General features: G+C 53.5%; 9 protein-coding genes. 1 reads left to right on the top strand and 8 read right to left on the bottom strand.

Annotation, left to right across the window (positions count from 1 at the left end; translation table 11 throughout):
- Genes AC07VU_RS05200 through AC07VU_RS05185 form a run of 4 tightly spaced genes read right to left on the bottom strand, consistent with a single transcriptional unit; the run spans nucleotide 1 to nucleotide 6,266 of the window.
- The gene (locus AC07VU_RS05200) at nucleotides 1-867 is read right to left on the bottom strand and encodes a tetratricopeptide repeat protein (protein WP_495029666.1); all 867 of its coding nucleotides are present in this window, start codon (nucleotides 865-867) and stop codon (nucleotides 1-3) included.
- A complete protein-coding gene (locus AC07VU_RS05195; RefSeq protein WP_210476385.1) occupies nucleotides 854-1,726 on the bottom strand; it encodes a tetratricopeptide repeat protein in 873 nt (290 codons plus the stop codon). The genes AC07VU_RS05200 and AC07VU_RS05195 overlap by 14 nt, the downstream gene beginning before the upstream one ends.
- Complete coding sequence (locus tag AC07VU_RS05190; RefSeq protein WP_495029591.1) at nucleotides 1,707-3,893, bottom strand: phospholipase D-like domain-containing protein; 2,187 nt, start codon at nucleotides 3,891-3,893, stop codon at nucleotides 1,707-1,709. Before AC07VU_RS05190 ends, AC07VU_RS05195 begins: the two co-directional genes overlap by 20 nt.
- Before the next feature lie 12 nt (nucleotides 3,894-3,905).
- A complete protein-coding gene (locus AC07VU_RS05185; protein WP_495029590.1) occupies nucleotides 3,906-6,266 on the bottom strand; it encodes a type VI secretion system Vgr family protein in 2,361 nt (786 codons plus the stop codon).
- 560 nt (nucleotides 6,267-6,826) lie between these two features.
- On the opposite strand from AC07VU_RS05185, the gene AC07VU_RS05180 reads away from it, so the two are divergent.
- Nucleotides 6,827-7,093, top strand: a complete 267-nt coding sequence (locus AC07VU_RS05180; RefSeq protein ID WP_495029589.1) for a DUF3077 domain-containing protein — start codon at nucleotides 6,827-6,829, stop codon at nucleotides 7,091-7,093.
- Between the two features lie 88 nt (nucleotides 7,094-7,181).
- On the opposite strand, the gene AC07VU_RS05175 is transcribed toward AC07VU_RS05180, so the two are convergent.
- The 4 genes from AC07VU_RS05175 to AC07VU_RS05160 all read right to left on the bottom strand — a co-directional run bounded on the left by AC07VU_RS05175 (nucleotide 7,182) and on the right by AC07VU_RS05160 (nucleotide 13,635).
- Nucleotides 7,182-7,562, bottom strand: coding sequence for a hypothetical protein (locus AC07VU_RS05175; protein WP_124322863.1), 381 nt, complete (start codon nucleotides 7,560-7,562; stop codon nucleotides 7,182-7,184).
- 286 nt (nucleotides 7,563-7,848) lie between these two features.
- Nucleotides 7,849-8,706 carry a tetratricopeptide repeat protein gene (locus tag AC07VU_RS05170; protein WP_457275236.1) on the bottom strand — a complete coding sequence of 286 codons (858 nt, stop codon included), beginning with the start codon at nucleotides 8,704-8,706 and terminating at the stop codon, nucleotides 7,849-7,851.
- Entirely contained in the window at nucleotides 8,699-11,539 is a 2,841-nt protein-coding gene (locus tag AC07VU_RS05165; protein WP_495029588.1) for a hypothetical protein, read from the bottom strand. Before AC07VU_RS05165 ends, AC07VU_RS05170 begins: the two co-directional genes overlap by 8 nt.
- Nucleotides 11,540-11,592: 53 nt before the next feature.
- Nucleotides 11,593-13,635, bottom strand: a complete 2,043-nt coding sequence (locus tag AC07VU_RS05160; RefSeq protein ID WP_495029587.1) for a type VI secretion system Vgr family protein — start codon at nucleotides 13,633-13,635, stop codon at nucleotides 11,593-11,595.
- Nucleotides 13,636-13,641 lie beyond the last annotated feature (6 nt).

Below are 13,641 nucleotides of genomic sequence, written 5' to 3'. Positions count from 1 at the left end.
TTAATAGTCGTCATCACGTCCGGTTGGTCTCCAGTTGATGTCTTTGTCCGCGTGATAACCCTGAATAGGATGCGCTGGAAGTGGGTGCTCTTTAGCTAGATCAGGAAAGCGAAGTTCGGGCTTTTTGTACAGCTGACTGGAAATATCACTGTACGCAAGTGCTATTTTTTCATCTTTTATATAACCAAGGTCGCCATCTGCAAAAGTGCTTTCAATTACCAATGCTGCCTTCCGCATGCCCAACGCAGTAGCCCGCTGATAATAATGCATTGCAACCGGATAATTTTTATCAATATTACTATTGTAAGATGCCAGTTTGTAGGCAGCATCTGCATGATTTTGTTTTTCAGCACACTTAAGAAACTTCAACCCTAGCTGATCATTATTTTTTTCGTATACATACAAATATCCAATGTGAGTTAAAGCTTGAGGGCTACCTAAATTTCCTGCCTTGATTAAATACTGCATTGCATTCTTATCGGACTGAGTAACCCCTATACCCCGCTGTACCATCACACCCATATCGTAGTAACCCAACGGAGCCTCAAGTTCGACCATTCGCATATAAAGATCGATAGCTTTATTTGTATCTTTCGAGACACCATCACCGCGTAAATATAGCTCTGCAAGATTGTGCATTGCTTTCCAATGGTTCTTTTCTACAGCCTGCTGATACAGGCTGGCCACTTTGCTCCAGTCGGCCGGACGCTCTTTACTAAGTACCCGAGCTTGTTTAAACCATTGGTCTGCTTGCTGGTCCAAGGGTGGAGCAGTGTCTTTTTCATGAACACACTTGAAATCGTATGCCATGGAAAAACCACTGCTGCCCAATAGCACAACAGCCAGCAGTGCTTTAATAATCGTCATCACGTCCGGCCGGCTTCCAGTTGATGTCTTTGTCCGCGTGATAGCCCTGTACAGGATTCGGTGGTAGTGGGTAGTCTTTGGCTAGATTTGGGAAACGTAAATCTGGATTCTTGGCGAGTTCTCTGGATATTTTGTAATAGGCATCTTCTGTCTTTTTATCTTGCTGATAGGAGAACTCTCCATCTTTAAACACTCGCTCTATTGCCATAGCTCCTTTACGCTCACCCAAAGCAGCCGCTTGTTGGTAATAGTGCATTGCCACAGGATAGTTTTTATCTACAATTTCATAATACTCAGCCAATTCGTAATTTGCGCTTGCATCGTTTTGATGCGCAGCGCAGCGCAAATAAGAAACACCTAGATCTCTCTTTTTTAGATCATAGATATAAATATTTCCCAGTCTAACCTGGGCTAATGGACTACCTATATCCCCCGCTTTCAGCAAATACATCATTGCGTCTTTCTCAGACCGCACAACTCCAACACCTCTCTGAGTCATTACACTCATATCGTAATAACCTAGCGGAACTTCAAGCTTGACCATATCTAGGTATAAATCAATAGCTTTATTTGTATCTTTGGGTACACCATCCCCACGCAGATACAACTCAGCAAGATTATGCATGGCTTTCCAATGGTTTTTTTCGACAGCCTGTTGATAGAGCTGCGCTACTTTAGGCCAATCAGGCAAACGCTCTTTACTTATAGAACGAGCCTGTTTAAACCACTGATCTGCCTGTTGATCCAGAGGTGGAGCAGTGTCTTTTTCATGAGCACATTTGAAATCATAAGCCATGGCAACGCCCCCAAAAAGAAAGGTAAAAAATACAATTATTAAATTAATCAACAGCTGTCGCATAAGGCGTCACCAAGTCCCAGAACCTAACTAAATTTCCTTTAAGTGGTAAATTTTCCTTCTGGTTTTTCCAGTTCTTATTTACCACCTGTTCCCAGGCTTCAAAGTCATCCTGAATATTATCGATTAAAAAAGGGGTCTTCTTACTAATACCCATCCCCGAATGCATCCCCCACAACCGCTCCCGCCAGGTCCGGGTGGTTTGCGGGCTTGGCATGGCGATATTCAGTTCGGAGTCGGAGTTCAGGCTGCGCTCGTTGATGTTGGCGGAGCCCAGGGTGAAGAACAGGTCGTCTACCAGCAGCAGCTTGCTGTGTACATAGATGGACTTGTACTGCGCCATTCCTTGTTCCGGGCCGAGATGTTCGGTGATATCGCGTTCGGTCTGGCGCTGCTCGCGCGTCTTGGGAGTAGCGGTTTCGCCGCCGTCCTTGCAACTGACCAGAGTCGCGACAATGATTTTCAACCCCTTGGGCGGCAGCATCTCCGGCTCCAGTTCGCGAGCCGCGGCCTGGTTGTAGTGTTTGTTGGGGTCCATGGCCAGGAGTTCATCGGCGCGACTCGGATCGATACCCTGCTCATGCATTTGCGTCTGTACCTTGGCCAGCTCCTGATCGCGTGTCGGCGATTCGTCGCGGGCCTTCAGTTCGCGCTGGCGATAGGCAAGCTGACGTTGATCGTAGAGCAGGTCGCGGTGGGCCAGGGGCATCAGTTCGCCCTGGCCAAGGGTGTCGAGCATCTCGTAGGTGGAACTGGAGAAATGCCCACTCTCCGGGTTGTTGGTGACCACGAACAGGTGCAAGTCCTGTTGTTTGCCGGCAGCGACGTAGTCGGCGGCAACTTTCTTCAGGCGTTCGGCCAGCGGTTTGTAGCGGAAGTATTGGTTCTCGATATAGGCGTACTGATGCACATTGCCCAGGGCCTTTTCATATACCTCGAGAATGGTTTTTTCCGGGCCTTCTTCCGGTTGAGTCCGGCAAATCTGCGCGGGCTCTCCACCATCGAGGATCAGGCTCAGTGGTTTGACCGACGAGCGCTCGTGATTCAGGGTGCCCTTGAAGACCCGGCGTATCCAGCTGCTGCTCTTGTCCCAGGCATTGCAGAAGTTGTGATTGAGGTCGAATAGCACCGGGCCGCGTACAAATAGGGAAAGGTCCTGCCAGGGGCCGAAGCCCAGATCGCGCTTGCCGGCTGCATCGTCGTAGGCGTGGGCGGTGGTGTCCCAGTAGTTGCGCTGCAGGTTGTGGCCCATTACGAGACCTTTCGCCTTTTGCGGGTCCATGTAGTCGACCACCAGGGTTTTCTGGTGATGGCTGGGAAATAGGCTCAGGGCCAGCATCTGCATGAAGGGCACATCGTGAGACTCGTCCTTGAGCAGTCGCCACAGGATGGCAAGGCGCCCCCAATGCATGCGCAGGCCATTTTGATCGTCGTAGGTCAACTCTCCTACGAGTTTGAAGTCCCGCGTACGAAACTCGATATTGCGGGCTTCGCGGCTGTGTACCCAGCGATACCAATCTCGGGTCTCGACCTGTTCGTTCGGGGCTTGAACCGTCCCTCCCGAATCACGGCCCTTGGTGTAGCCGCTGTCCAGGGCATCCAGGCTTTGCTGGATGTCGATCAGACGGTCGCGCGTGGCTCGTCGGCCGGCCTCGTCGTTTGCCGGAAGTTTTTCCAGGCGTGCCTGCTCCTGCTGCTGTTTTTCCAGGAGCTTTTTCCGTTTTTCACCCAGGGCGCTGGTGTCAGCCGGCTTGCCCGCGGTCATTCCAGAACCCATCGATGTTCCGCCGGCGCCGCTCCAGCCCTCACCGATCACCGAGTTTTCACCGAGCTGGGCCAGCCGGTTGTTCCAGATCAGTACCCGTACCTCGACACCACTTTCGGCCTTCTGCCTGAGCAGTTTTCCCAGACTGGGGCTGTCGGTCGAGGCCCGGTCGAGACGCAATCCCGGGTCGAAGCCCCAACTGATAAGGTCAATGCTTTTCGTAGCTGCCTGGATGCATTCATAGACCTTCTTGAAGGCTTCCTCGCCACACACCAGCGGCGTCACCACGTTGCCTGCCGGACGTGGCGGGCTTAGCGGATTGTTCTTGTGGGCGAACCAATCCGAAGTCAGGGTTGCGGCGCTTTCTTCAAGCGAGATCGACAGTTTCTGATCGAGGTATGTCATGGAGTGCTTCCTTTACTCTTTCTGCTCGCTTTGATCCGCCCACAATTGGCGGAACGCCTCACTGCTGCTCAACGCCTCCAGAGAGGCCGCCGCGCCCGGGAAGTCGCGATATCCCTCACGCCCCAGGCGCTCACTGCGTTGGCGCGTCTGTTCGGTCGAGGTTTCGCTCATGTCCAGGTTGAAACGGTGTCCGTTCACCGTTTCCACCGAATAGTTGCGGGTACCGGGAATATGCTGGAAAAGCACATTGCCCTTCTCGTCGCTGAAGCCTTTGTCGATCAGTGCGCCATCGGCGTAGAGCTGATAGGGCTCATCCGGATACCCCGGCATGTTGGGCAACGGGGAAATACGAATGCACAGCTGACCCGGTACGGTTTCTTTCGCCGGGTTGGCCAACGCCTCCTCCATCAGGCTGCCAGCCTTGTCCGCATCGGCCGCCCCTGGCAGACCCGGTATCTTGATCCCAATCCCGGTCCCACTCCCCGGCGAGCCCCCCGCATTGATCTTCACCACCGGCCCCACCACCGTGACGCCGCCGGCATCGAGTTTGATAAAACTGCCTCCGGCCTTGATGGTCAGTTCGCTGCCGGCCTCGATCACCATCTTGGCGCCGGCCTTGAGGTGGATTTCCTGGCCGGCTTTGGTCAGCTGGGCGGTACCGAGTTTGATGTGCTGGTTTTTGCCCACGGTCAGGTGGTCGTCGACGCGGGTTTCAGTCTTGCGGTCGGCGTGGGTGATGCGATGTTCTTCGGCCTTGAGTTCGGTGTAGGTGTTCTTTTCCACGGTGTCGTGGCGTTCGTGGCCGATGCGGATTTTCTGGTCGTGCTCGATGTTTTCGTCCCAGTCGCGCTGGGCGTGGATGAAGATCTGTTCGGCGCCTTTTTTGTCTTCGATGCGCAGTTCGTTGTAGCCGGCGCCGCCCGGCGAGCTCATGGACTTGAATACCGTGCGGGTCTTGTTCGCCGGCAGGGCGTAAGGCACCGGGTGTTCCTTGTGGTACAGGCAGCCAGTGATCAGCGGCTGGTCGGGGTCACCTTCGAGGAAGGTCACCAGCACTTCCATGCCGATCCGCGGGATGACCAGGGCGCCGTAGCGGTCGCCGGCCCAGCTGCTGGACACGCGCAGCCAGCAGCTGGTCTTGTCGTCGGCTTTGCCTTCGCGGTCCCAGTGGAACTGCACCTTGACCCGGCCGTACTGGTCGCAGTGGATTTCTTCGCCCTTGGGCCCGGTGACCACCGCGGTCTGGCTGCCGAGGACGCGCGGTTTCGGGTGGTTCAGGGCCGGACGGTAGAACACCTGCCAGGGCGTGGCGAGAAAGCGGTTACGGTAGCCCTGATGGAAGTCATCCTTGTTGTCGGTGGTGTCGCTGGTCACCGACTCTTCCAGCACCTGCGGCTGCTTGCCTTCATGAACGATGTGGGTCAGCAGCCACAGGTCGTTCCACTCGCTGCGCGGGTGCTCGGACAGTTCCAGGAAGTGGCCGCTGACCAGCCGGGTCTGGTCGCCCCAGCCTTCGGCCTGCTGGTAGTCGGCGCTGTGGCGTTCGAGGGCGCGCTGGCTGAGGAACTTGCCGCGCGCGCGGTCGGTGAAACGGCCCGGGTAGTCGTAGTCTTCCAGGTCCGGTTCTTCACTGTCAGTCTCGGGTTTATAGGCCGCTTCCAGTTGCAGGCGCGGCTTCTCGAAGTCGTAATCGCGTCGAGTAGTACGGCGGGTGCGGGTCTCCAGGCGCAGGTTGAACCCCTTGATCACCGGCTCGTCGGCGACCATGCCGCTGCCCTGGATATAGGCGGTGGGCTGGCCGAGTTTGGGAAACACGGTCTGGTCGTCGCCGAACACCAGCAAGTGGCCCTGCGGGCTGTGCTGGAAGTGGTAATGCAGGCCTTCCTCTTCGCACAGGCGCTGGATGAAATGCAGGTCGGTCTCGTCATACTGCACGCAGTAATCGCGCTCCGGGCACGGGGTGCCGAGCTGGAACCGGTAGGCGTTGCCCTGGATGCCGTGCTCTTCGAGGATCAGCGCGATGATCTTCGGCGCCGACAACTGCTGATAGATGCGCTGGTTGGTGCGGTGTTCGAGGTAGGCCAGCTGCGGCACCAGCGACACCTTGTAGCGGGTCAGGCGCTTGCCGGCATCACCCTGGGCCACGCGGTAGATCTGCCCGTGGATGCCACTGCCTTGCGGATCAAACGCTAGAAAAGCCTGCTTGTGCAGCAGGGTTTCCAGGTCCAGGTCGGGGTTCTCGCTGACCAGCTCCAGATCGAAACGGAACGGCTGGCTGATGCCTTCGATCCCCTCGAAAGACAGCACCTGCAAGTCACCCTGGAAGTCGTCGACCGTCAGGCTGAAGTGGGTTTCATTGGAAGGATTGAACATAGCTTGCTCCCTGCTTGGTGATCATCCATGACATCGGTGGCGCTATGAAAAGGTGGTCCTCAGAATACAGACGCTATCAAGTAGAACGCATAACGATTGTAGGAAAACACCGAGCATCGGCAGGATGATTCCTAATTTGATACGCGACTCACAAAGATCTGCCTGACACTGCCGCCAAAGCCCACTGAACACGTCGAAAATACATCGTCATAAAATGCGGTAATCCTGTCATTGCAGCTGCCCAGCCTCCCCGCTATCCTTCCGCCGTCGCTGCAAAATCAGCGGCCGGGCTTGGTAACCCGACGAGTAAACGGCGCGTAAGCGCCCTCCATAACGAATGCTGGCGCTTTTTTTTGCGCCTGCATTTTCGTTATGGCAGCTGTGCGCGGGAGACCTTCGGGTCTGCCGGGCTCGTTTACCCCGGTTTACCAACCTGCGTACAGCTGCCACCCATTCGCTTGGTAACGAAGTGGCGGCTATAACCCAGTAAACGGAGTTACTGCCATGTACATCACCACCCCATTCAAAACCCATTCCCTGCCGAAAATTGGAGGTGCGCAATGACGTCCTCCATCAAAACCATCGGTATCGTCACCTTCGCCGACTGCGGCGAAAAAGAACAAAGCTTGTTCCGCGTCAATCCGGATATTCCAGTTCAGGAAGCTCTGGAGCATGCTTCCAACCTGCTCTACTACGCCAAAAAGCTCATGCTCGATGCCGCGATGGAGCCGCAGGGAGAACGCTATGCTTGGCCGGCTTTTTACTTGTGCGAAATGGGTAAAGCCGTAGTGGATGACATTTCAAACTCCATTTCGCCAGATCGATAAAATAGTACTCGCTGGGTATTTAACACATAGAAGGCAAGTCATTAACGCTAATGGCTTGCCTAGTACAATTCCAGACAACCTATTAACCTTAATTCATACCAGAACACTCATTAATATCAGAAACGAGCTTACGCCCCCCATAATTTATTACACATAAAGGCTTCTTAAAGCTCCCCGACATTTCCTTGCAGACTTTACTATCTTTTTTCTGATAAACACATTGCGTGTCAGAAATTATCAACTCTCTACTCGGCGACAAAATAGTGATCTTTTCACTACCGAGCTTGTAAACACTTTCAAATACAGATCCACCGGACTGAACAATATTTTGATAAGTCCCATCCTCAAGTTCCGTTGCACTGGCTGGGATATCGCCAATGTAGTTTGCCTCTTTACTTCCAGGCAAAACAAAATAAATCATATTTTGAGCATTAAGACCAAGGTCGTCACTACCTGGAGAGGAAATCACAAGAAACCCTTTCGTTCCATCTGAACATTCTCTATATGTATATTCTGAGCCGCACCCTCTTTCTGAGTTCTTTATAGAAAAGATATCTCTGTCAGAGGAGAGCGTAATCCGAACCTCCTCCGAACTCTCAGCCTTACAATCCAATTGGCTCTCTGTGGAGCCACAGAAAGCCGGACTGCAAAAGAACAATACAAATATAGAGAGTAAACACCTCATCAAATCAACCTCTCTGCCGCCCCTAACATGTAACTACGAAACATAAGCCCCACAAAAACATCCATCAACACTAATTCAGGCGCTCTACAACTCGCTTAGGAATTTTACTTACCCCTCCTTTTTTTAACATCGCCTCCCTATAGGCAATATAATATGGCTTCGCCTCATCATGCTTACCCAACGCCCAAAGAGAGTCAGCAACATTAAGCTTCAATGGCACTCTATCAGGAGCCAAGCTCAATAACCGACTGTAAATCTGCATCGCCAACAAATGCTCGCCGCCCTGCGCAAAATAGAATCCTATATCGTTATATTCAGAGATGCTTTTTTCTGGCGGATAGCACGCCATATAAGAAGGCACCCCCATAAAAAGCGAATCTCTTAATGAATCCGAGCGAGACTCATTCGAAGACACATTAGCTACTTCAGATAGTAAATATTGTGGAGACATGCCTCCTTTAGAAAAATCAAAAGTCTCTCCTGTTGTAATTTTCCATTTCTGTCCTTGCCACGCCCCATCACATTGAAGGGCTGACCCTACATTTTTGACACAACCAGTTTCCAGCGATACTGCATCACAGTACGCCTGCGAGGACATTATTTTATTACCCTCTTCGTCGATTACCTCTCCGGCATTTGTTCGTTGAACTATCACATACTTTTTGTCGGGGGAAACCATATCTATGTCTGAGTTGGCTACGATACCTTCTTCTGAAGGTGCCATCTTGCTAGGAACCATATATATATTGAATGCACCTGCAACACCTTTATATTCTATGTCCCTCCAACCTCCGTATTTTTCGTCAAAATTTCTGAACCTCAGCGCACTATCGTTTCCCCCATTAATATCCAAAGGTTCCGTATCTGCATGGCTCAAGCGGGCGAACAGTAAAACCAGCAACGTTACTGTATGATATTTATTAAACATTCAATGCCGCCTTTATCTTGTTATATCTATCCGCTGGCTCGGTCATTCCAGGACGGCCAGGCCCATAAATCTCGGTAATTTTTCGCTCATAGTCTGCATGATTACTCCCCCAAGTTGTTATGTCCTTGCTAACATTCGGGTTTTCCAGGAAAAACTTATCCAACGCTTTTTTCAGATTCTTTACAACGTTGCTAGGTCGATTCACATTTTCGTCCAAAGCTGTAGCTTGTCCAAGCGCTGACAAAAATAGTTGCCCAACCGTAAAATTATATGTACTCGGAGTTTTGAGCAGGACCTCTCTCAAGCGTTTTATAAAGTCCAAAATCTGAAGCTTAACATATGACGGAGAGCCTATAGCACAAGCCATAACCGACACTGGCTTACACTGAATTACATTCCCATAAGTTGCTTCTTCGCAGCCAACCCTTAACTTACTTTTAAGTTGGGCACCCTCAAGCTTCTCCCCGTTCGAAAATGCAGAGTCTTGATAGTACATTTTCGGATCATCCGAACTTAGATCCAGATGCCAGCCTTGATTCTCAAATAGCTCTACATATTCATCAGGGTATAAACTTTTGAACCTTGCCACTTGAGCCGGAAGTTCGCCAGCGCCCTGTGGATTAATCGTTTTTTGCATCGCTCCTGCAGTTATGAGTTCACTATCATATGACTGAACAGCATTTATCTTCCCTTCATTCTCACACATAACAGTAATTACTTTTTTCTCAAACGCAGTTACTTCACCAGCAGCCTCTATAGCACTCCACTGAGAAGCATCACCCAACTTCCCTTCTCCCCAGACCACAGGACCGAAATGGGTTTTCCATCTCGTCACCTTCACCACAGCATTACAAACACATCGTTTTTTACGATCAAAACTTCCTATTAGTCCTAAGGGGTGTATATGCAGAACCTTGCCATCTGGACTTAGCGCTTCCTTTCCTGCCACTTCTTTCCACCAGCTCAGCTTCTCAATCCGCGCCTTCTCGGCAACCCACTCCTTATGCGGAGCCGATTCGCTATGCCCTATCAACTCATCTAAAGAGTCCCACTTCTCCGGCTTGTAGTCCCACTCACTCTCATATTTGACAACCATCTGCGAAATCGGCTGGGCGAACCAAGGCTTACTCAGGGCATCACTTATCTCTTCTGGTGGAAGTTTCTTGTCGCCATTTCGGTCAAGGGTGGTGTAAAGAGCCTGTGTTGTCGGCCCTCCTCCGGCCGTCACAATATTAGGTTGGTAAGTTTTGCGCTCTTCATCCGTCATATTTTCTTGTGCATGAAGGAAAGCCGCATAGTGATCGACATTGCTCCCAGTCTCTTCGATGAAGGTGAAACCTTCCCATTCAAAAGGCGAGTGGCGGTACAACGTGGTATTAGGCTCGGCAAACCAACCGTCGATGCTCTCTCCTTGAGCATCGGCGAGTAGCCCTTCCAGGTGCCACCACTGCGTATAGGTAGTGACTCCATCCATCACCACCGGAGCTTTGATTTTTTTCTCTGCTGGCAGGGCTTCCAATACGCTCACAGGAATGAGCAGACCATAACCGACCTCTTTGCTAGCATCGTTCGCTTTGGGGGGGTTGGTAGCATTCATACCCGGCACATGAGTAATCAGCGGGGTGTGTGGCAGGATTTTGACCAGTGTCTTTTCTGTTGCTGGCAGTCTGACGGCCTGCTCTTTGGTCTGGTCGATGAAAGCCTTGATGTCCTCACAACTAAACACTTCCAGGTGCAGCAAGTTTTTCGGGGCCGGGTCCGAATGGTTTTGATACTTGCCCACATGCCCTATAAGTTCACCAGCTCTGATTTTATGAACTGGCGTCAATGGGACAATCACCCCAGGGGTTTTGGGTTCGCTTTTTGCCTCAAGAGAGTCAAGCCAGACATACCCAGGCAATGTTCCATCTGCACCCGGTGTTAACGCAGGGATGGATTCGCCGGTGACAATTTCCAGTAGCTTGCGATATTTGCCAGAAGCTTGTTCATTGCTGATTTTGATTTGCGTGCCTGTAGGTAAAAAACCTATAGGTAGCCCTCTTGCCGTGGCACTGCGGATGTTCGCCCCGGTTTTCTGCTCTGGAGGGGCGTCCTTGGCCTGTTCTCCTACAAAATAAATATCTCCGGAAAGATGCTGCATTTCACCTTTGAACACCCAACCTGTATTCGCTGGCAGAGCTGCGACTTCAGGGGTCACGCTGACGATTTCGAGCCACTTTTGTGTTGCTGGAGCAGGTTTAGTGTTCACCGTGGTGCCACGGGGTAGAACCGTCAATACCGAGGTCTGTCCTGAGTTGCCGCTACGAACTCGCAGCCCTAATGACTTGTCTGGCGCATTTGCTTTGACTTGATAAGTGTCTTTACCCCAAAAGGCAGGCCTCTTAAGGGTAGGGTTGGCCTTGTAGCCCTCCCAGTCCAGCAAATGCATGTACAGGCTGAAGAAGGTCAGACTTGGACCGGCTGCTGGTGGTGGTGGGCTGCCCGCTGGAGCGGGAGGCGCAGGCAACTCAAGACGATGTTTTACCAACACGAAACCGGTTGAGAACACCGACGGCGTCGAACCGTAATTCGAGGTCGGGTACTTTTCGTCGATTCGATAAGCCACCACCTCGCCATCGGCAATGCAACGGACTTCGGCCTTGTCTGCAACTAATCCGGTGTCCTCATCGAAGTGAATACCGCCGTGCCATAAGCCATTGGAGCCGAGCGGGTAATACCCATCCTTGGCCTTGGCCAAAGCCTTGTAATACTGCATTAGGTCTGTGACCTCTGAAGCCTCGGCTTTCAGAGGGTATGCCCACTTTTCAACCTTGCTGGTTGTTGTCTCTGCCATAACTACTTACCTGAATCCTGATCCTTGGTGGCTTGGGCGCTTTTCAAGGCCTGTTAACCAGAAAAATTGAGCATCCGTTTCGGCTTGCGCTTAGCCTGCTCTGCCACCGCATTCACCAACGCCTCATCCATCAAACTCCCCGCCTTATCCCTATCCGCCGCCCCTGGCAGACCGGGTATCTTGATCCCAATCCCGGTCCCACTCCCCGGCGCTCCCCCCGCGTTGATCTTCACCACCGGCCCCACCACCGTGACGCCGCCGGCATCGAGTTTGATAAAGCTGCCCCCGGCCTTGATCGTCAGTTCGCTGCCGGCCTCGATCACCATCTTGGCGCCGGCCTTGAGGTGGATTTCCTGGCCGGCTTTGGTCAGCTGGGCGGTGCCGAGTTTGATGTGCTGGTTTTTGCCCACGGTCAGGTGGTCGTCGACGCGGGTTTCAGTCTTGCGGTCGGCGTGGGTGATGCGATGTTCTTCGGCCTTGAGTTCGGTGTAGGTGTTCTTTTCCACGGTGTCGTGGCGTTCGTGGCCGATGCGGATTTTCTGGTCGTGCTCGATGTTTTCGTCCCAGTCGCGCTGGGCGTGGATGAAGATCTGTTCGGCGCCTTTTTTGTCTTCGATGCGCAGTTCGTTGTAGCCGGCGCCGCCCGGCGAGCTCATGGACTTGAATACCGTGCGGGTCTTGTTCGCCGGCAGGGCGTACGGTACCGGGTGTTCCTTGTGGTACAGGCAGCCGGTGATCAGCGGCTGGTCGGGGTCGCCTTCGAGGAAGGTCACCAGCACTTCCATGCCGATGCGCGGGATGACGAGGGCGCCGTAGCGATCGCCGGCCCAGCTGGAGGACACGCGCAGCCAGCAGCTGGTCTTGTCGTCGGCTTTGCCTTCGCGGTCCCAGTGGAACTGCACCTTGACCCGGCCGTACTGGTCGCAGTGGATTTCTTCGCCCTTGGGCCCGGTGACCACCGCGGTCTGACTGCCCAGCACCCGCGGTTTCGGGTGGTTCAGGGCCGGACGGTAGAACACCTGCCAGGGCGTGGCGAGGAAGCGGTTGCGATAGCCCTGGTGGAAGTCATCCTTGTTGTCGGTGGTGTCGCTGGTCACCGACTCTTCCAGCACCTGCGGCTGCTTGCCTTCATGAACGATGTGGGTCAGCAGCCAGAGGTCGTTCCACTCGCTGCGCGGGTGCTCGGACAGTTCCAGGAAATGGCCGCTGACCAGGCGCGTCTGGTCGCCCCAGCCTTCGGCCTGCTGGTAGTCAGCACGGTGCCGTTCAAGGGCGCGCTGACTCAGGAACTTGCCGCGCGCGCGGTCGGTGAAACGGCCCGGGTAGTCGTAGTCTTCCAGGTCCGGCTCTTCACTGTCGGTCTCGGGTTTATAGGCCGCTTCCAGTTGCAGGCGCGGCTTCTCGAAGTCGTAGTCGCGGCGGGTGGTGCGGCGGGTGCGGGTTTCCAGGCGCAGGTTGAAACCCTTGATCACCGGCTCGTCGGCGACCATGCCGCTGCCCTGGATATAGGCGGTGGGCTGGCCGAGCTTGGGGAACACGGTCTGGTCGTCGCCGAACACCAGCAGATGGCCCTGCGGGCTGTGCTGGAAGTGGTAATGCAGGCCTTCCTCTTCGCACAGGCGCTGGATGAAGTGCAGATCGGTTTCGTCGTACTGCACGCAGTAGTCGCGGTCCGGGCACGGGGTGCCGAGCTGGAACTGGTAGGCGTTGCCCTGGATGCCGTGCTCTTCGAGGATCAGCGCGATGATCTTCGGCGCCGACAGCTGCTGGTAGATGCGCTGGTTGGTGCGGTGTTCGAGATAAGCCAACTGCGGCACCAGCGACACCTTGTAGCGGGTCAGGCGCTTGCCGGCATCGCCCTGGGCCACGCGGTAGATCTGGCCGTGGATGCCACTACCTTGCGGATCAAACGCCAGAAAAGCCTGCTTGTGCAGCAGCGTTTCCAGGTCCAGGTCGGGGTTCTCGCTGACCAGTTCCAGATCGAAACGGAACGGCTGGCTGATGCCTTCGATCCCCTCGAAAGACAGCACCTGCAAGTCACCCTGGAAGTCGTCGACTGTCAGGCTGAAGTGGGTTTCATTGGAAGGATTGAACATAGCTTG

The sequence above is a fragment of the Pseudomonas sp. GW821-FHT02B10 genome, from assembly GCF_059421865.1.
This window is presented reverse-complemented; position numbering and strand designations above follow the sequence as displayed.